21 protein-coding genes, 2 pseudogenes and 1 riboswitch are annotated in these 22,607 nt (G+C 44.3%); of the genes and pseudogenes, 16 read left to right on the top strand and 7 right to left on the bottom strand.

The window, feature by feature from the left end; all coding sequences use genetic code 11:
- The 8 genes from AC08OG_RS11245 (at position 1) to AC08OG_RS11210 (ending at position 7,920) form a co-directional block, all read left to right on the top strand.
- The gene (locus AC08OG_RS11245) at positions 1–435 is read left to right on the top strand and encodes a hypothetical protein (protein ID WP_482929544.1); all 435 of its coding nucleotides are present in this window, start codon (positions 1–3) and stop codon (positions 433–435) included.
- 367 nt (positions 436–802) lie between these two features.
- Complete coding sequence (locus AC08OG_RS11240) at positions 803–1,162, top strand: DoxX family protein (RefSeq protein ID WP_482929543.1); 360 nt, start codon at positions 803–805, stop codon at positions 1,160–1,162.
- 102 nt (positions 1,163–1,264) lie between these two features.
- The gene (locus AC08OG_RS11235; protein WP_482929542.1) at positions 1,265–1,969 is read left to right on the top strand and encodes a M90 family metallopeptidase; all 705 of its coding nucleotides are present in this window, start codon (positions 1,265–1,267) and stop codon (positions 1,967–1,969) included.
- A 319-nt stretch (positions 1,970–2,288) separates the two neighbouring features.
- Positions 2,289–2,822 (top strand): YqhA family protein, encoded by a 534-nt coding sequence (locus AC08OG_RS11230; RefSeq protein WP_292399835.1) that lies wholly within the window; start codon positions 2,289–2,291, stop codon positions 2,820–2,822.
- Between the two features lie 265 nt (positions 2,823–3,087).
- The gene (locus AC08OG_RS11225) at positions 3,088–4,074 is read left to right on the top strand and encodes a GGDEF domain-containing protein (RefSeq protein ID WP_482929541.1); all 987 of its coding nucleotides are present in this window, start codon (positions 3,088–3,090) and stop codon (positions 4,072–4,074) included.
- Between the two features lie 436 nt (positions 4,075–4,510).
- Positions 4,511–4,984 carry a hypothetical protein gene (locus AC08OG_RS11220; protein WP_482929540.1) on the top strand — a complete coding sequence of 158 codons (474 nt, stop codon included), beginning with the start codon at positions 4,511–4,513 and terminating at the stop codon, positions 4,982–4,984.
- Positions 4,985–5,175: 191 nt separating this feature from the next.
- Entirely contained in the window at positions 5,176–7,176 is a 2,001-nt protein-coding gene (locus tag AC08OG_RS11215; protein ID WP_482929539.1) for a primary-amine oxidase, read from the top strand.
- 6 nt (positions 7,177–7,182) lie between these two features.
- Positions 7,183–7,920, top strand: coding sequence for a cytochrome c oxidase assembly protein (locus AC08OG_RS11210; protein WP_482929538.1), 738 nt, complete (start codon positions 7,183–7,185; stop codon positions 7,918–7,920).
- On the opposite strand, the gene AC08OG_RS11205 is transcribed toward AC08OG_RS11210, so the two are convergent.
- From AC08OG_RS11205 to AC08OG_RS11185, 5 genes and pseudogenes are all read right to left on the bottom strand, one after another.
- The gene (locus tag AC08OG_RS11205) at positions 7,876–8,832 is read right to left on the bottom strand and encodes a helix-turn-helix domain-containing protein (RefSeq protein WP_482929537.1); all 957 of its coding nucleotides are present in this window, start codon (positions 8,830–8,832) and stop codon (positions 7,876–7,878) included. The genes AC08OG_RS11210 and AC08OG_RS11205 overlap by 45 nt on opposite strands.
- Before the next feature lie 299 nt (positions 8,833–9,131).
- Positions 9,132–9,860: pseudogene (locus AC08OG_RS11200) on the bottom strand (copper resistance protein B).
- Complete coding sequence (locus AC08OG_RS11195; RefSeq protein ID WP_482930548.1) at positions 9,847–10,545, bottom strand: multicopper oxidase domain-containing protein; 699 nt, start codon at positions 10,543–10,545, stop codon at positions 9,847–9,849. The pseudogene AC08OG_RS11200 and the gene AC08OG_RS11195 overlap by 14 nt, the downstream one beginning before the upstream one ends.
- Positions 10,546–10,665: 120 nt before the next feature.
- Positions 10,666–11,543: pseudogene (locus AC08OG_RS11190) on the bottom strand (multicopper oxidase domain-containing protein); the annotation flags it as partial.
- A 60-nt stretch (positions 11,544–11,603) separates the two neighbouring features.
- The gene (locus AC08OG_RS11185) at positions 11,604–11,954 is read right to left on the bottom strand and encodes a hypothetical protein (protein ID WP_482929536.1); all 351 of its coding nucleotides are present in this window, start codon (positions 11,952–11,954) and stop codon (positions 11,604–11,606) included.
- Positions 11,955–12,056: 102 nt separating this feature from the next.
- Here AC08OG_RS11185 and AC08OG_RS11180 point away from each other — a divergent pair, with 102 nt between their 5' ends.
- The 8 genes from AC08OG_RS11180 to AC08OG_RS11145 all read left to right on the top strand — a co-directional run bounded on the left by AC08OG_RS11180 (position 12,057) and on the right by AC08OG_RS11145 (position 19,578).
- Positions 12,057–12,377 carry a type II toxin-antitoxin system RelE/ParE family toxin gene (locus tag AC08OG_RS11180; protein ID WP_482929535.1) on the top strand — a complete coding sequence of 107 codons (321 nt, stop codon included), beginning with the start codon at positions 12,057–12,059 and terminating at the stop codon, positions 12,375–12,377.
- Positions 12,377–12,670 carry a HigA family addiction module antitoxin gene (locus AC08OG_RS11175; RefSeq protein ID WP_439503884.1) on the top strand — a complete coding sequence of 98 codons (294 nt, stop codon included), beginning with the start codon at positions 12,377–12,379 and terminating at the stop codon, positions 12,668–12,670. Before AC08OG_RS11180 ends, AC08OG_RS11175 begins: the two co-directional genes overlap by 1 nt.
- A gap of 157 nt (positions 12,671–12,827) precedes the next feature.
- On the top strand, positions 12,828–13,514 hold the full coding sequence (locus tag AC08OG_RS11170) for a hypothetical protein (protein ID WP_482929534.1): 687 nt from the start codon (positions 12,828–12,830) through the stop codon (positions 13,512–13,514).
- A complete protein-coding gene (locus AC08OG_RS11165) occupies positions 13,481–13,915 on the top strand; it encodes a M23 family metallopeptidase (protein ID WP_482929533.1) in 435 nt (144 codons plus the stop codon). Before AC08OG_RS11170 ends, AC08OG_RS11165 begins: the two co-directional genes overlap by 34 nt.
- A gap of 154 nt (positions 13,916–14,069) precedes the next feature.
- Entirely contained in the window at positions 14,070–14,402 is a 333-nt protein-coding gene (locus AC08OG_RS11160; protein WP_482929532.1) for a YobI family P-loop NTPase, read from the top strand.
- On the top strand, positions 14,399–17,680 hold the full coding sequence (locus AC08OG_RS11155; protein WP_482929531.1) for a YobI family P-loop NTPase: 3,282 nt from the start codon (positions 14,399–14,401) through the stop codon (positions 17,678–17,680). The genes AC08OG_RS11160 and AC08OG_RS11155 overlap by 4 nt, the downstream gene beginning before the upstream one ends.
- A 238-nt stretch (positions 17,681–17,918) precedes the next feature.
- Positions 17,919–18,623 carry an NYN domain-containing protein gene (locus AC08OG_RS11150; protein ID WP_439503876.1) on the top strand — a complete coding sequence of 235 codons (705 nt, stop codon included), beginning with the start codon at positions 17,919–17,921 and terminating at the stop codon, positions 18,621–18,623.
- 67 nt (positions 18,624–18,690) lie between these two features.
- Entirely contained in the window at positions 18,691–19,578 is an 888-nt protein-coding gene (locus AC08OG_RS11145) for an MBL fold metallo-hydrolase (protein ID WP_482929530.1), read from the top strand.
- Between the two features lie 146 nt (positions 19,579–19,724).
- Here the strand turns inward: AC08OG_RS11145 and AC08OG_RS11140 are convergent, their stop codons facing one another.
- On the bottom strand, positions 19,725–21,107 hold the full coding sequence (locus tag AC08OG_RS11140) for a hypothetical protein (RefSeq protein WP_482929529.1): 1,383 nt from the start codon (positions 21,105–21,107) through the stop codon (positions 19,725–19,727).
- An 18-nt stretch (positions 21,108–21,125) separates the two neighbouring features.
- Positions 21,126–21,209, bottom strand: a riboswitch (cyclic di-GMP riboswitch).
- A 280-nt stretch (positions 21,210–21,489) separates the two neighbouring features.
- On the bottom strand, positions 21,490–22,461 hold the full coding sequence (locus AC08OG_RS11135; protein ID WP_482929528.1) for a helix-turn-helix domain-containing protein: 972 nt from the start codon (positions 22,459–22,461) through the stop codon (positions 21,490–21,492).
- Positions 22,462–22,607: the final 146 nt, after the last annotated feature.

Raw genomic sequence — 22,607 nt, 5'->3', positions numbered from 1 at the left:
ATGTCGATACTACGCACCGATGACCAGGCAGATGCTCTGGAAATTTTAAAATTAATCATTGAAACAGCCGACTTTTACCGGGCAATGGGTGAGTTATTAACCGAAGAAAATGTTCATCATCAGCTGTTTGACATTGCCAACGAACGGGAAGGGTATATAGAGCCGTTTCGAGAGGTCGTTAAAGCGCTGCACGAACTTCCGGCGACACCTGATTCCGATAAAGAATTGGTCGAGCAGCTTGGTGGCAAATTGACCCAATTGCTTTCTGCTGATTCAACAAATGCTATTTTGGATAAATGTCTCAAAAAAGATGAAGCGCTGGTAAATCTTATCAGTAAGACGGCATTAGGTGAGCAATCGACGGAGTTCAAAAGATTACTTTATTCTCTGGATCAGCATCTCGCCAATACCAAAAAAATCCTGTTAAATAACTAACTGACGGGGTTCAGAAACGGACCATGGTCAGGCCACATAGCCATTGATATATCTATAGACTGAAAGAAGTTATGGAAAAAAAGCTGAAAGACAAATTGCAACGGATATACGTTTATATCATGGTAATAGCCGCCCTCTTTGTGATTGCCATGACGTTTTATCACGGATTTTTAAAGTTCAAAGAGATCCTAAGCCTTTAATTCGATTCAAACCGCATTTTGCATCATTTTCTGGCGCACTCATCCGACTGGTGTTGCCATCCTTTGATAGGCCGTTTAATCACTTTCCGAGGATTTTAATCCACGCTCTGTAACAGTCTTTGATTTCATTTGTATTTGAGCTATAAACAGTCTGAGGGATTTTGATTATGAATGCTTTTTCAAAACATGCCAGTTTGCTTCTGGCCGCGATTTTTTTCCTCACGGGACTAGCAAAGCTCGCTGGCCTGGAGTTTGAGATTCAGGCTTTCGAACGTTGGGGATATCCACTCTGGTTTATGTATCTGGTGGGTTTTATTGAAGTGTCAGGTGCAGTGGCATTGCTGTTCAAACAGCTGCGATCCCTAGCAGCAGCGGGTTTGGGGTTATTTATGATTGGGCCTGTGGTGACACACGTTTTACATGCAGAATGGGCCATGTTGATGGCTGCCTTGATCATCATGCTGTTTTCAGTTTGGATTGCCTGGCAATGGCGCAAAATGGTCTCACTGCCATTTTTAATTAAGTAAACCGCTTTTTATGTTTGAATGTTTCCCCTGACTCTCTGGATATCAGGTGATTGAACTCTGATCCGTTCGAAGATTTTGAAGTAGTTGAGGGGTACCTGAAACATGTTTAAGCGATTACATGACTGGCTCGAAGGTCGTCGGATTAAAAAAATGGGGTTTACCGCCGACCAGTGGGAGTCGGCGATTGCCGACTGGCCGGTAATGGAGCGTTATCAGGGGGCGGAGCGTGATGATCTACGCGAGATGACCTTTCGTTTGCTGGCTCGGAAAAATGTGCTTTCCGGAGCTGAGTTTCAATTCACAGATGCGATGTGCCTGAAACTCGCCACTATGGCTTGTGTTCCCATTCTGCATCTTGGTCTTCATTGGTATGACCATTGGAAGACCATCATTCTCTATGAGGGAGATTTTGTGCCCAACCGGCCTTATCGCACGGATGATGGTGTAGTGCATCCCAGAAGCCCTGGCCTGAGTGGTGAAGCCTGGGAGCGTGGACCGGTGATTTTATCGTGGCAGGCAATTACTGAAAGCGGCGGCAATACTCGTCACGGCAAGGCCAGTAATGTGGTTATTCACGAATTGGCACATAAGATCGATATGTTGCGTGATGGCGCCAATGGGGCACCGCCGATGCACCCCGATATGCGCCCTGGAGAATGGCACGATATTTTTACCGCCGCATGGGATCGCTTGGAAAATGACATGCAACATCATCGGTCGTTGCCACTTGATGAGTATGCGTTAAACAGCCCCGCAGAATTCTTTGCAGTCTGCAGTGAGGCTTTTTTGAGTCACCGGAAACCATGAAGGAAAAAATGCCCAAGGTTTATGGTTTGTTGTGCCAGTTTTATCGTCAGCAACCCTAGTATCCAACGATAATGACATTAAAGTATCGGCTGAGGAATCTTGGAACACCTTGCTTAACCAGGCTATTCTGGCTATTAAGCATTTTTCAGGGAGAGATAGTTGTACTGGATTCGGTTAGCTGTCTGCCATCAAATATCAGGATCGATTTTGATGCAAAACATCCGAAGTGATCTATTGAATTAAAAATGCAAAACCAAACCGTTAACGTCATTATTATAGATGAACGAACATCTTTATTATTTTCAAGAGTAAGCATCAAATGAAAAAAATCGAATATTATTTCGAGCAATTTTTGTGGAAATCCCGCTTTTTAGTTTTAATCGCGGTGGTTTCAAGCTTAATAGGATCATTGGTCCTGTTTGTAGTTGGTACGCTGGATATCTTCAAAGTAGGAATTTCAACAATTAACTATTACCTGGGACGAAGTGAGCAGGACATTCATGAGTTTATTGTCAAAGATATCATTCTTGCTGTTGATATTTACCTAGTAGCAGTCGTGCTGCTTATGTTTGGTGCTGGTGTTTACAGGCTGTTTATTTCTCCAATCGATCAGTCTGAGGAAAGTGATATTGCTCATCCATTCAATATACAGACCTTTGATGAGTTGAAAGATAAAATTGTCAGAGTGGTTATACTTGCAGTGATAATTGAATTCTTCAGGGCAGTAGTGGACATCCAATTTATCACTCCGCTGGATGCAATTTATTTAGCCTTGTCCGTTCTGGCTTTGGCAGCATCTGTATATCTCATGAATATGAATCAGGGAAAGAAAACCGAGGTTGGGAAAAAGTAGCTTTTAAGTTCATCAATCAAATCCGATCCGTCTATGCCAGTTGTCTGGCATGGCGGATCTGTAGTTCTCCAAATATGTCATATTATGTAGCAATTACTCGATCCGGTACTTTATGCACCGCAAATGTTTCAGTTTGTATTAGAAAAAGGACATTCCCACGCTTTTATCAGTAGAATCAGAAGCTAGATGATTCGGAGTAGACGTAATGTGGACAACAAATCTTTTGTTGGTCTTAAGACATCCTAAATATGTCGAGTTGCGTTAAGTGACAGCATATTCAAAGATCGTGCAACGGGAGTCACCAGTTCGAGTGAAAACCATTGTCGGGGTAGCGGTGGTGGTCTTTGTTTTTCTGATGCCTTTTTCACTCTATAACTTTTTTCAGGGAAGATATATTTTAGGAACGGGATCATTGTCCGTGGTCTTGCTTATGGCCATCAATGCCTGGAACTGTTGGCATGGTCGTTATTATCCTTTTTTGATATTGGTTGGCTTGGCACCAATCATCATTATCTTCCTCGGCTTCACTATTTATCAGCAGGGCCTTATTGGTTTGTTATGGTGCTACCCGGCGGTGATTTCCTTTTATTTCATGCTGCCGGAACGCTACGCCTGGGGAGCCAATATTGTTTTACTGGCGATGTCATTGCCAATGTCATGGCTGTTTTTAGATGCCGAACTGGCATCAAGGGCTACCGCCACCTTGCTGTGTGTCAGTGCCTTTGCCGTGATTTTTGTTCGGGTGATCAGTCTCCAGCAACATGAATTACATGACCTGGCCATGACTGACTCGTTAACGGGGCTGTCAAACCGTGTGCAGTTACACGACTCGCTGGAACAAGCTGTGCAAATGTTTGAGCGTCATGCGGTGCCAATGACGCTGATTTCATTGGATCTGGATAATTTCAAAAAGATTAATGACACCTTGGGGCATGATGCCGGTGATGACGTTCTGCGTGGTATTGGAAAACTACTGCAAAAGCGTATTCGGCGCTCTGACAAAGTATTTCGTCTGGGCGGGGAGGAGTTTCTGATCCTGCTCTATGAGACTGATTCAGCACAGGGTTTGCTGGTTGCTGAGGAGTTGCGCAAGAAGATTGAATCCATGCGGTTATTACCGGATCGAAGCGTAACAACCAGTGTTGGTGTCGCCACATTGCAGCCAAAAGAAGATTGGCGGGATTGGATGAAACGTAGTGATGACAATCTATATCGTGCCAAAAAGGAAGGCCGCAACCGCGTGGTGGCCTGATCATTCCTCAGCGTTTAGGTTTGTTCAAAGAGTTTTGAAGTAGTTTTCCCATGCAGAACATTGGAACGAGTAAAAAGGAGCAAAGATAATATCTTTGCTCCTTTTTCCGTTATTGATATTCAGTCAGTTTTAAATTTATCGGATATGTTTCGAAAGATGTGGTTGATTGGCTCGACTCAGGAGGGGGGGGGCAAATTTTATTTATTAAAATCAAAATAGGAGTAAATGTGTGGACTGCTACCGCGACCTGAAATATTTAGCCAAATATGATGAAGCTTATTATTGAAGTCACTTTGTGGTGTGTAGATAAAGTCGTAAAGAATTTATTTGAGCAAAGATAACAAATTTTTAAAGCGACAGATTTCCCTTAGTTGTTACATATCCCGCATCAAAGTTTTGCGGTTTGTAGCATTATTTTTCTTAGGATGGAGAGCTGATGAGATATTCAGACGGGTATAATGCAGGGAGCGTCATTGGGGCTTTAATTGGCACCTTTTTTAAGGTGATTTGGTTATCTTTTGTCTATAGCCCTTTTGTTTTTGTAGGTGGATATGTTTTTTTCGTGCTTTGGGAAAACTTCTCAGTCCATGGTTTAGTTTCAGCAATAGTAGGCATAACTTCAGCGGCTATACTCTATTTTTTGATTTTTTTCTTTGAAGAACTAAAACTGAAAATGAAATCAAAAGGCAACAATTTATGGATTTTGCTGAAGGCGATCAATGTATTAATCGTTTGTGGCTTACCATTCATTCTTGGTGGAAGCTTAGCAACCTCCTTCATGTATGATCAGGATGTGAGTAGTATTGAGGTTTGGATAGTTTTTTGTTTTTTTGGCCTTTTTCTTTCTTTTATTGCTTATTCAGGTGTCTTTGGCCAAGGTATTTCCCAGAGAAACAAAAAGGAAGCATAAAAAATTGATACTTAGAATCAGGTAAAAAATATCTGACTTAGAACTATATTCCTACACATGGCATGCCATCTAGCTGAATAATTGGTTTTAATTTTTCATAATTAACATAATCGACTATTGCCAGTTTGTGATATTGCGGATTGTTGAAGTGACTAGTATGGAGTGAGAAATGTTATTCCATCGAGGTCACCATGAATACGCCAATCCACACTGCTTACAAACCAGAAACCACACCCGGCATTAAACCTACCCATCCGTTAGATCCATTGACCCTTGAAGAATTGGCCGAAGCCACTTTGCTGCTCAGAAAACAGAAACAGCTCAGTCCGTCATGCCGTTTTCCCTATTTGCAACTGGATGAACCTGCCAAAGATGAAGTACTGGCCTTTGAGGCGGGTAAACCCATTTCTCGTAAAGCCTTTGCGGTGGTGCTGGATAAATCGACGGGATTGATTCACGAAGCCAAAATCGATCTGATTGCTGAGCAGATTATCGAGTGGAAACAACTGGACCCGGAAGTCAGCGGTCAGCCGCCGATAATGATTGAAGAGTTCTTCAGCTGTGTGGATATTGTGCAAGCCGATGAAGGCTTCAGGGCAGCGGTGAAGCGTCGTGGTTTAACCGACAAAGATATTGAAAATATTCAAATCGATCCCTGGTCATTTGGTTATTACGGTGATGATGAAAAATATCGTGGTCGCCGGTTGATGCGTGGGGTGGCGTTTGTGCGGGATGAGATTGTCGATAATGGCTATGCCCGTCCGATTGAAGGGCTGATGGCGATTATTGATCTCAATGAAGAGAAGGTTATTGAGATCATTGATGACGGTATGAATACACCCGTCCCCAAAACCAAACGCAATTACGATACACCGTCATTAGGCAAACCCCGTGAAGGCCTTAAACCGTTACATATCGTGCAACCGGAAGGAGTCAGCTTTACGGTGGATGGCTGGAAGGTGGATTGGCAGAACTGGTCATTCCGAGTGGGCTATACCCCACGTGAGGGACTGGTGCTAAATCAAATCAGCTATAAAGATGGTGAGCGAATTCGTCCCATCATCTATCGGGCGAGTATCAATGATATGGCGGTGCCGTATTCTGATACCGCGCTCAATCATTACTGGAAATGTGCTTTTGACGGTGGAGAATACGGGCTGGGTCGTATGGCCAACCAACTGGAACTCGGTTGTGATTGTCTGGGTTCTATTCGTTATTTTGATATACCTGCCGTCGATGATCAGGGGCTGCCGTTTCTGATGAAAAATGCGGTGTGTATGCATGAAGAAGACTACGGCACCTTATGGAAGCATTACGAGTTTCGTAGTGAAACCTATGAAATGCGTCGTTCACGCCGCCTGGTCATCAGCTTTTTCTGCACCGTGGGTAATTATGATTATGGTTTTTACTGGTATTTGTATCAGGACGGCACGATTCAGCAGGAAACCAAACTGACCGGCATTATCCAGACCAGCGGCATGTTGCCTGGTGATAAACCCAAATTCGGTGGAATTGTGACGCCGGAGATTTACGGTCCCACGCACCAGCATTTCTTTAATGCAAGGCTGCATATGATGTTGGATGGCGAAAACAACTCGGTGGTGGAAACCAACTTCTCACCAGCAGATCAGGATGTCGAAACCAATCCCTGGGGCAATGTTTTCAAGACCGAAACAACCTTATTCAAAACAGAACTCGAAGCAACCCGTGAAGCCAATGGAGCGACAGGACGTTTCTGGAAAATCATTAATCCGAATCTGAAAAATTCAGTGGGTAACCCGCCGAGTTATAAATTGGTGGCAGAGCATAATCCGGTGATGCTGGCGGGCCCCAATAGTTACATTGGCAAACGTGCCGGTTTTGCCAGCAGGCATTTATGGGTCACGCCGTATGATCCCAATGAGATGTTTTGCTCAGGTATGTATCCCAACCAGAATAAAGGCGATGGTCTGCAATATTATGTGGAGAAAAATAGACCAATAGAAAACACCGATATTGTGGTCTGGCATACCTATGGCCACACCCATGTCTGCAAACCGGAAGATTTTCCAATCATGCCGGTAGAGTACGTTGGCTTTTCGTTAAAACCCAATAACTTTTTTGATGGCAATCCGGCGATGGATCTGCCTAAGGATGTGGATAGTTATAGTGTTGATACCGCATCTGCATCCAGCAGTTGCTGCTCAAAATAAGCCGATATGATGTTATTGACCACGGTCGATCTGTTATGCAGCGTGATCTTTGTGATCACGCTGCATCAGTGGGCTGTTGCTAATAAATTACTCAGCCGGCCATTACTATTTATTGTCGGCAACGTAGTGTTTTTGAGCGGTATGCTGCCGTGGTTTGACGCTTTGGCGCACTATTCAGTCTGGTTGCATAGTGCTCAGAGTGTAATGGTGCATCATCTGGCCCCGTTATTATGGATCAGTGCGTTGCAACATCAATCAGCACGAACACCGTCTAATGCGGTTCCTTCTTCACATTGGCCGTTTACATTGTTGATGAGTGGCTTTGCCGTATTAACCTGGGTTTGGATGTTACCGGCTTTGCATCCGCTGTTTATGCAAAGTGCCTTGTTATATAGCGTAATGAAATGGCTGATGGCGCTAAGCGGAATAGCCTTGTGTTTGATGATGATTCAAAACAATCAGCAGACAAGTTATTGGCAAAACTTAACGCTGTTAACTGTGATCATGCCGTTAGTGGTGTGGGGATTGTTGATGCTGGTGTTCCCCAATATGTACAGCGAGACTCATTTAGGGCCACACCATCATCATATGATGATGAACAACTTTCCGGACTGGCTGCAGCTTTCTGCGGTGGCCGATCAATATTTGGGTGATCTGATATTTATAGTAGCCGGATTAGCCTACTGGCAGGCCGTAGCATCAGGCATAAAGCTTACGGGTCATGCTCGGCGTTTCGCCAAATAAACGACGATATTCCTGTGAAAAATACCCCATGTGAAAAAAGCCGTAATTGGCAGCAATATCGGTAATCGAAAAGCCTGTCTGCAATAACTCTCGCCGTGCGGCATTCAGTTTTACGGCCCGCAGATATTGCATCGGCGAGGTGCCAGTGGCTTTATGAAAACTGTAATTCAGTGTGCGATGTGGAATATGTAACGATTCACAAATATCCACCACGCTGGCACAGCTGCCTTCGCTTGATGTCACATAATCATGGCAGCGTTGCACAATATAGTTATGTTGATTGCCGAGTCTTTTTGGATGACTGATGCCGGTTTCTTTAGCGTCATATATGACCAACACCATTAATATAATCTTATCTTCAATGGCTTTTAGCTGTTGCTGGATTTGGCTCTCTGATAATGCCGGGTCTTCGGGAATAGACGTTAACTGCTGCAGCAGTGCGGCAAGATGATGACGAAGCCGGGTTAACGTGGCAGAGTCCGTTTTTACACCATGACTTTTGTTAAACCCGATAAGATTTGAATAGGTTTCAGGACTGAGCAATTGACTTAGGCGTTGCTGATCAACGGCTATGACGCTGTAATCCAATTCCGCGGGCCCCACAAAAGCAAAATCACTTTCGTAAGGGAGCAGAGTCACCCCATCGGCCATGATCTGCCGGGCCTGATCAGAAGTATCACTGGCATCCATATGATGAGGAATCATTAAACTGATTTTGCCGGTGGGCGTGTGGGTGTTCTGCACCACTTTTTGTTTCATTCGTTCACGAAATACCCGAACGGAATCCAGCTGAATATCTTCCAGAAACCCTTCAAACCTTCCGGAGCTTAACTGGGTATATTCCTGCGGCCAGTTCTGTAACGAATGTGCATGCTGATTCACATCATCAAATACAGCAGATTGACTGAACATAATGCTGACACCTGTTAAGTCTAATAATCTGATGTATAAGCAAAAAATGCACCGTGTCAGTTTGAGAGTGGCTTTACCAGTTCTCTGAAAAACTTAACCAAGCAAAACCAATAGCTTTAAGAGGAAAACGAGAATTTTTGTCATTAAAACGATTTTGAGAGAATTCGATAATTTTGCCCAAATTTAGAGCAAATTTATTAATCAGGCTTCAATTTAGGTCAATCAGTGAGTAATGGTGTGCTGAGTAATGGAGTTCCCACGCAGCGCGTGGGAACCAGTTTTCTGACTTACTAACCAAATTAAAAAAGCAGTTTGATACCTACTGAAGCAATCCAGTCTTCTTCGCTTTCATCAGCATTTCGGGCGATAGACGCAGTACGGCCGAATTTGCGTTCGTATTTCAGATCCAGATAAGGCACGACTTTACGGGTGATTTCATAAAACAGTTTGAAGCCGATTTCACCCTCGCTTAAGCCCCGGCCTAATTCCTGACGTTCAACATTCTGGGCAGTAAAGTCCAGTTGATAGTAGGGTTCAAAGCCAAACCGCTGGGTGAACAGCAGATGGTTTTTCTGTTTCAGCCGGGCACTGACATCACCATAATCACTGATGAACAGATGCGCCTGCGTTTCAAACAGATAGGGTGCCAGACCATTAAAGCCCAAGGTTAGATAGCGGGTCGATTCTGGTTGGGTATCCACACGCAGACCAAGCTGTGCATCCTAGAAGTCGTGCACATTTCGGCTGTACAACGCCCAGACTTCGCTTTGTTCCAGCTTGCCTTTGTGGCCTTCCAGTTCACCTTTGAGCCAGAGCTTGTGATAGTCCCCGCCGATCCAGCCATCCCATTCAACATGGGTTTTATCACCTTCACTGCCACCGCCATGTTGGGCTTCAAACCATAAGGCATGAAAGATTTGCGATTCATGCTCGTGCCCATGCCCATCATAATTTTCATCGGCATGGCTGCTAGAGATAAACAGGCTCAACACGAGGGTGAAAAATAGATTGGATTTAGTGATGATCATGATGACCTCCCATATCGTGTTGTGCTGGTTGAGCAGCTGGTAAATCATCTTCGTCATACTCAGCAACCACTACGGAAGACATCATGCCGGCTGACATATGAAACAATAGGTGACAGTGAAACGCCCATTCACCGGGTTCATCCGCTGTCAGTAATACCGAATACTCTGTGCCAGGTGCGACATTTACCGTGTGTTTGTTGGGTAGTTTTTCACCGGGTTGACCGTTTTCCAGCTGCACAAACATGCCATGTAAATGCATTGGATGCGCCATCATGGTTTCGTTTTTAAAGATCAGCCTGACCCGTTCACCATAGTTAAGTTTGATCGGTTCAAAACCCGGATCGCCATATTTATGGCCATTTAATGTCCAGATAAAGCGTTCCATGGTGCCGCCTAATTTGACCACAATTTCCCTTTCGGCAGGACGCAGATCATCTTGAGTGCCCAGTGCTCTTAAATCACTATATTGCAACGCTTTGTGACCTTCTGGCGTACTGGCATCGGCCCAGCCACTTTGCATTTCAGCGGGTTCATCTTCCTGCATCGCCTGATGATCATCGCCGTGCATATCGTGTCCACTATGATCCATCGAATCAGTTTGGCTCATCTGATGATCGCCGTGATCCATATCGTGGCCCATATCAGCCATGGTTAATAATGAACGGGGCCGGTGTGCTGGCACCATTCCTTTCATGCCTGCTCGTGGGGCGAGCGTACCTAAAGCAAATCCGGTACGGTCTATAGATTCCGCTGCAATGGTGTAAGCCTGATCCGCCTCCGGCGTCACAATCACATCATAGGTTTCGGCCACGGCAAAGCGGAATTCATCCACGGTGACCGGCTCGATGTACTGTCCATCAGCTTGAATCACGGTCATTTGCAAACCCGGAATCCTTACGTCATACATCGACATGGCCGAAGCATTGATAAAGCGCAATCGCACACGTTCACCGGGTTTGAAAAGTCCCGTCCAGTTTTGTTCGTTGGTTTGACCATTGACCAGAAACGCATCGTAACGCACATCGGCCAGATCGGTGGGTGACATCCGCATCTCTCCCCAAGGGCGAACATCTTGCCAGGCGGAAGCTAAACCTTGCTCGCGAACTTCACTGAAAAAGTCGCCGACAGTACGTTGTGAATAATTGTAGTAGTGCGGGCTTTTTTTCAGATTGTTGAAAATCTGCTGACCGATTTCATTGCTGAAATCCGACAATAACACCACATAATCCCGATCAGCTTGAACCACCGGTTCATCTTTGGGGTAAATCACCAACGCCCCGTAATGCCCATCCTGTTCTTGTGTACCGCTGTGGGCGTGATACCAGTAAGTGCCGTTTTGACGCAGGGTGAAACGATAGGTAAGCGTTTCACCGGCTTTGATGGCTTCATAACCACCCAGGCCAGGTACACCATCCATTTCGGGGGGAGCAGTAAGCCATGCCAATGGACCGAAGTTGGCTCATCCAGTTTATTTACCACATGGATAACCGCTTCATCACCTTCGGTGAATTCCAGTATCGGGCCGGGAATACCACCGTTAATAGTGATTCTTTCGACGGTTTTGCCCGTAATATTGACCGGTTCACGATCAATGACCAAGGTATATTCGGTCACATCCGCTATGGCGGAGAAGGGTAATAATACGGCTGAAATAGCGATCAGCCAGCGTGTAAATTGTTTCATGAGATCTATCCTCAACGTGTTTCGATTGGGTATCGGACGATACCCGCTACAACGGGAGGATTAGCTGCGGGGAGGGCGTTCTAGTTTGGTAGGAGATTGACGAACAAGCTGCTCGGCAGCAATGGCCAAGCGACTTTGTGAATAGAGTGAAGCAGTAAAAACAGATTGAAAACCTAACACACCGGATGCATGACAATTGGCTGCTGCACAATGACAATGATCACTGGCGCAATGCGAATTGGCATCGTGTTTTGCTTGAGGTTCAGCATCGGAATCACAATCATGCTGTTGCTGACTCATTTCATGATGCACAGCCATATCATTATTTTCTGCATGCGCAGCAGGCATCAGCATCGACAGCATAAACAAGCCGATAAGCAAATAATGAAAAAAAGACTGTGGTTTTGTCATTAACTAAATACCAATAAGTAACGTTTGGTTAGACACAGAATAAGCGAAAAGTTTTTTTGATGCCAAAATTCTAGAGAGAAAAAAGCAGAGGTTAACTTCTTAATGCAGCTTGACTCCGTTGCGCAACGCGCTACACTATGGCGAATGATCAAGTCTTTTAAGCACAAGGGATTGAAGCGCTACTACGAGACAGGGAGCATGCGTGGTATTCAGGTGAATCATGCCAAGCGGCTCAGAATGCAGGTGGCAGCTTTGGATACGGCAATGGAGATTGATGATCTCGATATACCTGGGTACGGGTTACACCAACTTAAGGGCGATAGAAAAGGGATATGGGCCATAACCGTCAGCGGTAATTGGCGACTGACTTTTGAGTTCTCGGATGGAAATGCGTACCTACTTGATTATGAGGATTACCACTAATGACTATGCACAACCCTCCACATCCTGGTGAGTTCATCATGGCAACCTATATGGAGCCTTATGGGCTAAGTTGTCGCTATCTAGCAGAGCAACTGGACGTCTCTCCCTCTACTTTAAATCGAGTTTTAAAGCAGCAGAGCGGAGTAAGCCCCGAAATGGCACTGCGCCTTTCAAAATCGCTTGGCCGAACTCCCCAGAGTTGGCTTGCCATGCAAGATGCCTATGACCTTTGGCAGGCAGGCAAAAAAATTAAGTTGGATAGAGTTCACAAGGTCGAACTAACTGCAGCATAACCATCAAAACCAAGTAAATATATCTTATTGGTTTCAAACCCTTTTACGAGCCGTGTAAAGGATAATCGTTTTAACCTCAATCATATCGCCTACGACAATTACGCCTTAGAGTTTGTCCTAACAAGTAATTCACGACAACAATAGGTTGAATGTTGGTATGAGTGACCCGATAAAAACAACTGATAGCGAGCAAACGTCAGATCCTGACATTGTCCAGACAGAAGGCGAGAGCGTTGATCAATCTCCAATAAACCCAAAGAAACGAATCATACGATCGTGGTTACTTTTTGGTTTGTTAGCTTTATTAGTTGTTGTTCTGATTGTGCGTGATGACTTAAGACAAAACGCAGTAAAAAGCAGCGAAAATGCACTCCATTACATTGCCTTTGATGTATTGGGCTGGTCTCCAAGAGATCTGTTTATCTGGCGTTTACGAATGGCGGGGTTGTTGGATAGCCCATTGGGGCAGCGTTGGATAGAGGCTGTAGATCGGGCGGGTGAGCAGCCAGTGCAAGCTGCTGGTCAATACCGCACAACAGAATCTTTTGCGAGTGATGAAGTTGAGGCACATGTTTATCAGGTATCGCTTGAGCGAGGCGAAAAGCTGATATGGCAATTTTCACGTCTGGATACTGCTGAAACTCGGTTATACGCCAGCCTGGAGCGACGCGAAAAAACGACCAACAATGGTCAACCATCACGGAACTGGATGCAGATGACACAACCAACAGTCAGGTGGTATCCAAAGCGGGTGACTATCGCATCGTTCTGCAACCCGAGTTATTTGCCAATGCAGAATATTCATTGGCAATGGCTAATGGCGGTTCATTACCATTCCCTGTAGAGGGAGCAGGCCAACGGGATATTGGTAGTGCCTTCGGTGTGGAGCGCGATGGCGGTGCCCGAAAACATCACGGCGTGGATATCTTTGCAGAAAAGGGAACACCGGTTACAGCGGTGATTGATGGCTATGTCAGAACCGGCACAGGTGCCAGAGGCGGCGAACATGTCTGGCTATCGGGCAGTATGATTGGATTCGGCAGTGCCCGTTATTATTACGCCCATCTGGATTCATTCGCCGTTGAATCCGGCGACAAGGTTAAAAAAGGCGACATACTGGGGTATGTCGGCAACACCGGCAACGCCATCACCACGCCACCGCATCTTCACTTTGGCATTTACTCAGGCGGACCGGTTGATCCAGCACCTTTTCTGAAACCAGAGCCCGTTTTACCTGATAGTTAAGCACCTGAATTGGCAGTTAAACCGATAAATTAATCCAAAATAAGTTATTGAATTTGCAAGTATTTGAAAACTGTGGAATATTCAAGCCACTACATATGCAATGGATTGGACAAATGGAAATCAGGTTGGCTGACCCTTTGAACTGCAGCATCAAATGAAAAAGACCATTACCTCCTTTAAATGCTGGTTTGCCAAAAGCCTCTATAACATCGCTGCCTTGATAGAAAACAAAGACTCCACCGCCTCTATTCAATCAAAGTTCGTGGATCTTGCACCAACTGATGAAGCAGACAAGACTGGTGTATATGCCGAAGCGATTATGTTCGCGACTAACAATGCGAGGGTTTCCAATATTGCCCTAACTGGTCCTTATGGATCAGGAAAGAGCAGTATCATCCAATCCTTCTTGAAGAAGTATCGGCGACCTGCGCTTCATATTTCTCTTGCTGCGTTCGTTCCCGAGGCCGATTCGGGGGCGAGAAGGTGAGCCGTCAAGAGATTGAGAGAAGCATCCTGCAGCAGATGTTGTATGGTGCTGACGCAAATAAGCTTCCGCTATCACGGTTCAAAAGAATTCAGTCGCCCGGTTATTGGTCGATTTTTAAGTCTCTTTTTATACTGCTCGGAACTCTCGCGCTTGGGTACGTTTTCTCACAACGAGAAGACATCATCAGCGGCCACTTTTTTCATCCGTTCGCATTCGGCAATTGGCTCAATCTAATGATCCTCACCGTCGCGGCTGTATTTCTGTGGGTGGCATTTCATCATTTTTATGTCGCAAGCTTCGGACTTTCACTCAAGGGAATCTCGCTGAAAGATGTTGAGATAAAGCCTGCACAAGATGATCAGGGGTCCATATTAAACCGTCATCTAGATGAAATAGTCTACTTCTTCCAATCAACCAGTTACGACCTTGTGGTCATTGAGGATATTGATCGATTTGAAGATCCCGAAATTTTCGTCACGCTGCGCGAAATTAATAGCCTAGTGAACGAGAATGCAGGTGTGAAACGCATCATCAGATTTCTTTACGCCCTGCGCGACGATATGTTTATCAACACCGATCGAACCAAGTTCTTCGAATTCATCATTCCTGTCATTCCTATCATCAACACGTCGAATTCGATCGACATGGTATTGAAGCAGGGGAAGAGACTTGGGCTCGATGAGCGCCTTGATCGGCAATTTTTGAGAGAGGCCTCACGATACCTGAACGACCTGAGATTGATTCAGAACATCTTTAATGAATACGCCATTTATGTAGCTAACTTGGAAACTGATGGAGAGAATCTGCTTGACGCCAATAAGCTCCTCGCGATCCTGATCTATAAGAATGTCTATCCAAGTGACTTTGAGCGACTGCACCTCGGCGCGGGGACTCTCGCCGAAATATTGAACTGCCAAAATGAGCTCATTCAGTCTGGTGAGGCCAAGTATAGGATCGAAATCGCGGACGTCGAAAAGCGGCTTGAAGCCGCCGAGCGTCAGACTCCTTCGGACCTGAGAGAGTTGCGGCAAATCTACGCTATGGCTCTGATTGAGAAGCTTCCAGCGAGTGTTAACAACATTAGAATTGATATGACACAATGGATCCCAATTCCACAGCTGGCCAGTCACGATGCGTTTGATCAACTTGTAGAGGCTTCCCAACTTATCGGCCGCAGCGTCAATGGTCAACAACATCAGATTGATGTTTCCAAAATTCAAAGCGAGGTGGACTCCCAGAAATCCTACCTGCAACGCAAGGAGGAGATCGAAAGCAAGGCGGCTGATAATAAGAGCAAGAGCTTGCGCCAAATACGCGAGTTGAGATCAAAGATCGCAGCGCTTCGCACGACCAAGCTCAACGAGCTGTTGCGTTTGAACCCCGACCATGTGGAAGACCTTTTCGGGCACTTTGGGGGAAATGGAGAGCTTGCCCGTTTTCTGATTCTGGAAGGCCATCTCGACGACACCTACTACCAATATACTTCACTCTTTCACTCAGGTCGTTTGTCACCCAATGACAATAAGTTTCTGATCCAGATAAGGGCATTCGTCACGCCCGAGCCGGGTTTTCCGATCGATAATCCAAAAGAGGTCATCGCTGCGATGAGGGATGAAGACTTCCGGCAAAGCTATGTCTTGAACGTCAAGCTTGTCGATAGTCTTCTAGGTGAACGGAGCAGTTACGTCGCTCAAACGCAGAAGCTTTTCGAGTTTCTTTCGTCCCATTTCGAGAGCTGCGAGGATTTCTTTGATACCTATTACAACAGCGGACGCTATGTTCAGGGACTTCTTTCGGGACTAGTTAAAGCCAAGGAAAATCTAGTCCCTATGGTTATTGGTAGTTCTAACAATATTTCTCATATCATCCAACTGGTATCGAACTTACCGGCAACTTCGCTCAAAACGCTGGCAAGGGATTTTGAGGAGTTACCCGAATTTGTTTCGGCGAACCTTCCAGAAATTTTGATTAATTCACCCGAACTAGAACCAGAACGCCTTGCATTTCTCGACTTTGAGATAAAAGATCTGGCTGCAATAAAAGAACACTCTGAAGTTGTACGCTTCATGTTTGAGAAGGGGCTTTTTGAACTCACGATAGCGAATCTGGAATACGTCTACCAAGCGATTTTGGGAGAGAACGATTTCGAGCCAATGCGCGAGCGGAACTTCACGGCCATACGTTCTATGAATAACACAACCTTGATAAATCGGATCGAACGCGATTTCGAGCATTACTTTATTGATGTACTTTTGGAGCTTGAAGGAAATACTAAAGAGGATGCTCCTGCTATTCTTGCCGTGATTCGCCACGATACGCTTGATGAAGATGATATCCAGTTGTTTCTTGAACGGCAGACGTCCTTGCTGCCAAGCCTAGAAGATGTGCCTGAGAGGGTGTGCTCAATGCTGTTCAAGTTAGGCAAGATCGAACCAGCTTGGGAAAACTGTCTTGATTTTATTGAGTGTGAAAGGTTCGAAGAGGAGAGCCTGGTTAGCTATCTTGATCGAGATGTTGTCCGTGCGACTATCCTGAAACATCCCATACCAAATGACTCTAATTCATTAAAGCTTCGTCAATTCCTCTTCAATGCGGATTCGCTGTCTGATGCCGCTTACAGAGAATATGCTCACGCCCTGCCGAATTCGTTCAAGAACCCACCAATAGGGCTCGAACCAACCAAGCTTGGAATCCTGATAGACGAAGGAAAAATCGCCTTCACCAAGGAGAGTCTTGACGCGCTCGAAGACAAGAGGGAGTTGCAGATACTATTCGTCGCAGCCAACATCGACATATATCTGGCGGATCCAGACAACTTTGAGCTCGACGATGGCTTCCTAGAGGAGCTTCTTCGACCTGAAGTTGATCATGCAGCCAAACTCCGGATAGTTGAGTTAATGGACCTAGGTGAGCTTGTGAGCCTTCCCGAGCGAGCAGCACTTATCGGCCCAATTATTAACAACGCCGACACCAACATCTCCAACCTTGATGGGAGTATTGTACAATCCTTGGTACTTCACTCTAAGCCCATTGAAACGCAAATTTCACTCTTTAATAAATGCCATTCGTATATGACGGATGACGAAGTCCATCATGTCTTGGATAATCTACCGAAACCATTTTCCGAAATAAAAACTGGGCACAAAACGCCGAAACTACAAAATACTCCCGAGAACCAGGATTTGGTCAGATGGCTTGATTCAAGAAACATTATTTCTTCATGGAGTGAAAGTAAATTGTTGAGTAATAATATAAGAGTCAATCTTTATAGGCGCTGATAAACGGTTTCCAGAAAATCAATGGGGATAACCAATAGGTCAGCCAAATCTATATCGACATAGGGTGCAAACATGCGTCAAATCAAGGGTACAGCGAACTTGATTTTGCGATGTTAAGGACCAAAAGGGTCAGAGTCAATTGAAATCCATCCGGCCATCAGTGATAAAGTCGTCATAAAAAACTAGTATCAACATATAGCTAACCATCGACATATCTAAATTGGCTTGAGGTGCAACCATGGATGAATTAAAACAGAAAATCGCATTATTTATTGATGCTGATAATGCGCCCGCGAGTAAGTTTGAAGATGTTCTGAGCGAGGTCGCAAACTATGGTGTGGTCACTATTCGTAAGGCTTATGGCAATTGGAAGTCGCCAACGCTAAAGGCCTGGGAAGATCTGTTGCATGAATATGCCATTCAACCCATCCAGCAATATGATTTAACCAAGGGGAAAAATGCGTCTGATATCGCATTGGTGATTGATGCAATGGATGTGATGTATACCAAGCAGATTGATGTGATGTGTTTTGTGTCATCGGATTGTGATTTTACGCCGATGGTAACCAGAGCCTTAGCGGAAGGGAAGGTGGTGTTGGGGTTCGGTGAGCGGAAAACACCGTCAGCATTTGTAAACGCCTGCTCTAAGTTTCTGTTTCTGGATCAGGAAAAAGAAAAAACCAAAACAACGGTTAAACCCAAAAACATAAAATCCGATACCAAATTAATACATTTGCTACGGCAGGCCATCGAGGCAACCGAAGACGAAGACGGCTGGGCGGCGCTTGGGCCGGTTGGTTCAAATATCTCAAACAAGACCTCGTTTGATACTCGAAACTATGGCTTTAAAAACCTCAGCAGCCTGTTTAAAGCGATTGATTTATTTGAATTAAAACGTGGCCCAGGTAATTCGTTTTTAGTACGCAATGTTCGCAATAAATAAATGCCATTTGTGGCTATGGCCTGAATAAGACCAGGTTTCTTTTATGTTGTTTTTCCAAAAAATGTTTATGAAATTGATGATCCCAATTGTTCTCTCTCTGGGGTTATGGGGAGTGATATTGCCTTCCCAGGCGGATGAGACCACCGAGTACAAAATCGAGCAGATGAAAGACAATGTGTATCGTTTTTCGGCGGGTCATTATCATTCGATATTTGTGGTAACCGATGCGGGGATTCTCGTCACCGACCCAATTAATGATGCCGCGGCGAGCTATTTGAAAGAGGAATTGGCTAAGCGGTTTACTGTGCCGATTCGCTATCTGGTATACAGCCATAATCACATTGACCATACCATGGGCGGCCATATTCTTGCCGACGGGGATATTCGGGTGGTGGCACATGAATTTGCTGCAGAAGATTTGCAATGGACAAAAGCGCCAACCGCGTTACCGGATATCACGTTTCAGGATGCTATGACCTTGCAATTGGGAGACAGTGAAATCCACCTGCAATATCACGGCCCAAACAATGGTCGTGGCTCAGTCAGTATGCGAGTTATGCCAGCCAATGTGCTCTTTGTGGTGGATTGGATTGTGCTTGGCCGGATGCCTTATCAGAATCTTTTAGGCTATGACATTCATGGCATGATTCATTCCACCCGGGAAGTGCTGGCGGCTGAACCGTTTGATTTATTTATCGGTGGACATGCTGATACCGGCACGCGCGAGGATGTGGAGCATTATCTTGGTTATCTGGAAGCGCTTTATGCAGCTGTGCGTGAGGGCATGCTGGCGGGGAAAACGCTTGAAACGCTTCAGGCTGAAATTCGCTTACCGGAATATGCGCATTTACGGATGTATGATGAATGGCTGCCAATGAATATTGCCGGTGTTTATCAAACCCTGGTGGAGCAATCCTACTTTAATTTTCGACCGGATCTGAACGTTGAATTCTAGATCAGGAATATCTGAGTAAACATTACGAACTAAGGAACGTAACGAAATCAAAAGAGTAGGATGGCCACCACCCGTTATTTCATTTCTTTCACGGCAAGCCAGCATCAATTTTTATACTTTCTTTGAGATTAACACTCTGCATATTTTTAAGCTGTCATTGCCTTTTTACGGCGTAAACCTAAGAAGCCTAATAATGCCGGGCCAAATAAGAATAATGACGCTGGAACAGGCACTTCACTCACCGATTGACTGATTTCTAAATTGGCAAAGGTATCACCAAACACCACATCAAAATTAAAGCCCATGAGGGATGGATAAATGATGCTATCAAAGCTGCCTACAATGCTGGCAAACGTTAAGAACTGAAATGTTCCTACTTGCACATTATCACCAATAAACTCAAAGGTTAGTAAACCGGCCAGAGAAGCCTCATGTGAAATATTAAAGATATCTGAACTGGTTTCATTAAACTCCACCACCATTGAACCTAATTCACCTTGAGTGTAATTGCCATTAATGGTCATCGTACCAATCGAGTTACCTGCATTTATGCTGGCATGGTTGTCAGAACTGGTGCCATTCACCGTTACATTGCTGTTAATGATGCCTGTACCAGATAAACTACCGCCGTTGATATTGACACTGGTTTGAGTGATGACGCCGTTATTTATGGTTTGCCCAGCGGTTTGGGTGTAATTACCCACTGAACTGCCATTACCTCTTATGGTTGCTTTTTCATTGTTAATAAACACGCCCGTATTAATAATCTCGTTCATATTCTCAAGAGTACTATTATTGGTCATGACGCCATTATTGGTCACGGTGTCATTAATTGCATTGGAGAATACGTATTTATTCGTAAAGGAACCATTATTAATCAACTTACCGGCATTAGTGAAGCGACCCTCATTGTTCATCGTGCCATCATTAATTAAAGTGGAATCGATATAGTTATTGAATCTACCCGCACTGGTATTAGTTAAGGTTCCCGTATTGGTCAGGGTTGCTCCTCTATAACTTGATAAAACACCTCTATTCGTGAGGGTATCTTGATTGGTTAACTGCCCGTAATTAGTCAATGTGCCTGAATTGTTAAACTCAGCCTGATTATCAATGAAGCCATCATTTTTCAAGCTACCGCCGTTGTTGTATATATAACCGGTGTTGGTGATGTGACCGCTTGCTGCATTATTTAAACCACTGACATGAGTAGTCAGACTGCCTGTATTTAACAGCACCCCATCATTTTTTAAATCACTGAATTTACCGTAAAAGGTACCATTATTTATAAAAGTGCCTTCGTTTGCTAAAACAGGATCTTTAACAAATGGCTGACCAATAACGGATAACTCATTATCATTTTGAAATTGTGTGCCCGTCACAATGGTTGTGGTGGCATCATCATTAATCGTTAAAGGTGATGTATTGACTCCAATTAAAACACTATCGGCACTTGCCGCAGTACTTAAAACGATTGATGAAATAAAAAATGTGCTGAATACAGAACGTTTTAAAGATTGAGTTTGCATGTTCAAAGTCTCTTAAATCTATGCAACTCAGCCACCTTAACAACATCATCAAGGTCTGTAGCTTTCCGTCCTTAGTTCACACCAAGTTTGGCAATAATAAAATGGGCTATAGTCCAACCCAACCGAAATATGATGATATAGAGACGGATGACATGGCACTATCCGATTTTCGCAAAGAGATAAATTAATCATTTATCGAGAAAACGGATAATCTTTATTAATTTTTTTGGATTAGAATCAGTCGGTTTTTATAAACCTAAGCCTGAATGATTAAAGGGGAGATTATGTTTACTTTTCGTTGCCTGCTTATATGACATTACAAGTCTGATATTCGATATCGGCCACATAAAGCCGTATCAATCACAACTAAAAAGTAATGATTTTAATTAAAGGCTCGATGTAATGTGGTGGAAGGCAACTCGCCAAATAATTGCAGATAATCCTTGGAAAAACGACCTAGATGCCAAAAATGCCAATCACTGGCTAACTGCGTGACTGTCACACCGATATCAGCTGGTTTTAGAAGTTGTGCACGAACCCGGTTTAACCTTAATCGATACAAGTACGCATTGGGTGTGATTCCCATTATTTTTTTAAAGTTATATTGCAGGTTACGCTGGCTGATATGTAAATCTTTACAAATATCGATAATGGACGGACAAGTATGTCTCTCCAGGTTGGCGTGCATATAGTCTATTGCCTGCCTTACTGATTTAGCCGCCCGACGCCGAGACAGTACATCGGATGATTGTTCATCAAACACTAAAGATGAATCGAGAGAGAGCAAGACATATTCCATTACTGATAAATTAATATTTTTCTGCTGCTCACGCAGACTATCATCCGAACTCAGTGCCGAAAGCTGATATAGATAATCAGTAAAATCCTCTAGGGGTTGTCGGTTAATACCATCAAATACCAAAATATGGTCTGTCGGCATTTCCCAATATTTTGGGTTAATGACTCTTGCTGCTTCAATTAATTTAGACTGTTCGAATCTAAAATAGACCGTTTCAACACCGCTCGCTGCCTGAATATCGACTTCAACATTTGAAGGCAGAAAAAATAATGAATTATCGAAAGCATCGTACTCAGAGACCCGTACCTGATTTGCAATGCGTGCAAAAGAAACCGTACAGAAGTCCCGCTCAATAATGGCACGTTTGTGTATGACCTGATTTTGTTGTTCAAACACAACTCTGACATCATCATTACCCACTTCACGATAATGCCCACGGAAATTCCCCGCGGATAATTGCATTATCTCAATGGGTAACCAGTCTTGTGCCATCTGCTGTTCATAAGCATCGAACAAAGGCTGATCACGATAGACGGTGTGGTGTGTTGACGTCATTTTTATTGCATCAGCAAAGATATGAGAATGACCATGACAGTAAAACCATAAAATAATCAGTGAAAATGACTATACCTTATTCATTAACGTATTGGCATCTAAACAAAAATGAGCTTACTGGCTTGGTATTTGTTATCAAACAAACA

It is taken from the genome of Methylophaga sp. F7 (genome assembly GCF_056863975.1).
Note: the sequence above shows the minus strand (reverse complement) of the source record. Positions and strands in the feature narration are given on the sequence as shown.

What these genes read in the sequence shown, in the direction of transcription:
- AC08OG_RS11180 (WP_482929535.1), top strand. Translation starts at nt 12,057, where the DNA reads ATGCAGCTTGACTCCGTTGCGCAACGCGCTACACTATGGCGAATGATC.
- AC08OG_RS11175 (WP_439503884.1), top strand. Translation starts at nt 12,377, where the DNA reads ATGACTATGCACAACCCTCCACATCCTGGTGAGTTCATCATGGCAACC.
- AC08OG_RS11150 (WP_439503876.1), top strand. Translation starts at nt 17,919, where the DNA reads ATGGATGAATTAAAACAGAAAATCGCATTATTTATTGATGCTGATAAT.
- AC08OG_RS11245 (WP_482929544.1), top strand. Translation starts at nt 1, where the DNA reads ATGTCGATACTACGCACCGATGACCAGGCAGATGCTCTGGAAATTTTA.
- AC08OG_RS11215 (WP_482929539.1), top strand. Translation starts at nt 5,176, where the DNA reads ATGAATACGCCAATCCACACTGCTTACAAACCAGAAACCACACCCGGC.
- AC08OG_RS11205 (WP_482929537.1), bottom strand. Translation starts at nt 8,832, where the DNA reads ATGTTCAGTCAATCTGCTGTATTTGATGATGTGAATCAGCATGCACAT.
- AC08OG_RS11165 (WP_482929533.1), top strand. Translation starts at nt 13,481, where the DNA reads ATGGCTAATGGCGGTTCATTACCATTCCCTGTAGAGGGAGCAGGCCAA.
- AC08OG_RS11240 (WP_482929543.1), top strand. Translation starts at nt 803, where the DNA reads ATGAATGCTTTTTCAAAACATGCCAGTTTGCTTCTGGCCGCGATTTTT.
- AC08OG_RS11230 (WP_292399835.1), top strand. Translation starts at nt 2,289, where the DNA reads ATGAAAAAAATCGAATATTATTTCGAGCAATTTTTGTGGAAATCCCGC.
- AC08OG_RS11160 (WP_482929532.1), top strand. Translation starts at nt 14,070, where the DNA reads ATGAAAAAGACCATTACCTCCTTTAAATGCTGGTTTGCCAAAAGCCTC.
- AC08OG_RS11145 (WP_482929530.1), top strand. Translation starts at nt 18,691, where the DNA reads ATGAAATTGATGATCCCAATTGTTCTCTCTCTGGGGTTATGGGGAGTG.
- AC08OG_RS11220 (WP_482929540.1), top strand. Translation starts at nt 4,511, where the DNA reads ATGAGATATTCAGACGGGTATAATGCAGGGAGCGTCATTGGGGCTTTA.
- AC08OG_RS11170 (WP_482929534.1), top strand. Translation starts at nt 12,828, where the DNA reads ATGAGTGACCCGATAAAAACAACTGATAGCGAGCAAACGTCAGATCCT.
- AC08OG_RS11210 (WP_482929538.1), top strand. Translation starts at nt 7,183, where the DNA reads ATGATGTTATTGACCACGGTCGATCTGTTATGCAGCGTGATCTTTGTG.
- AC08OG_RS11135 (WP_482929528.1), bottom strand. Translation starts at nt 22,461, where the DNA reads ATGACGTCAACACACCACACCGTCTATCGTGATCAGCCTTTGTTCGAT.
- AC08OG_RS11185 (WP_482929536.1), bottom strand. Translation starts at nt 11,954, where the DNA reads ATGACAAAACCACAGTCTTTTTTTCATTATTTGCTTATCGGCTTGTTT.
- AC08OG_RS11195 (WP_482930548.1), bottom strand. Translation starts at nt 10,545, where the DNA reads ATGGTGCCAGCACACCGGCCCCGTTCATTATTAACCATGGCTGATATG.
- AC08OG_RS11235 (WP_482929542.1), top strand. Translation starts at nt 1,265, where the DNA reads ATGTTTAAGCGATTACATGACTGGCTCGAAGGTCGTCGGATTAAAAAA.
- AC08OG_RS11140 (WP_482929529.1), bottom strand. Translation starts at nt 21,107, where the DNA reads ATGCAAACTCAATCTTTAAAACGTTCTGTATTCAGCACATTTTTTATT.